1 protein-coding gene is annotated in these 437 nt (G+C 68.4%); it reads right to left on the bottom strand.

The window, feature by feature from the left end; translation table 11 throughout:
* Nucleotides 1-375, bottom strand: a 375-nt coding sequence (locus JHD82_RS29065) for an isochorismatase family protein (RefSeq protein ID WP_233174957.1), incomplete at its 3' end; no start/stop codon positions are given.
* Nucleotides 376-437 lie beyond the last annotated feature (62 nt).

Below are 437 nucleotides of genomic sequence, written 5' to 3' on the forward strand. Positions count from 1 at the left end.
GGCCTCGACGAAGCCGGAATAGCTGTCGATGCCGTGAGGAAAACCCTTGCGGATGACCGCCTCGGCATGGGGCAGGTCGAGCCCGGCATGAAAGGCCGCGCCTGCCGTGCCCTGCACGCAATGATCCGGCCAGAGCACCTGGGGGCCATAGGCCAGCTCGACCGTCTCGAAGGGCTCGCGGCCGGGATGGCTGGAGGCGAAGGAGGCGTGTCCGGCCGGATGCCAGTCCTGCGTCAGCACGACATGGCGGAAGCGGCGCCCGAGCGCGTTGACGACGTGCACGATCGCGTTGCCGTCCGGCACGGCGAGACTGCCGCCGGGACAGAAATCGTTCTGGACGTCGACGACGATCAGCACGGTCCGGTCGTCGGCCATCGATATGCTCCTATTGCAGCCTGACATCGACCACGCCGGGCGCGGCGCGCACGGCATTGGCG

It is taken from the genome of Delftia sp. ASV31 (genome assembly GCF_016428765.1).
Lineage (GTDB): Bacteria > Pseudomonadota > Gammaproteobacteria > Burkholderiales > Burkholderiaceae_C > Comamonas > Comamonas acidovorans.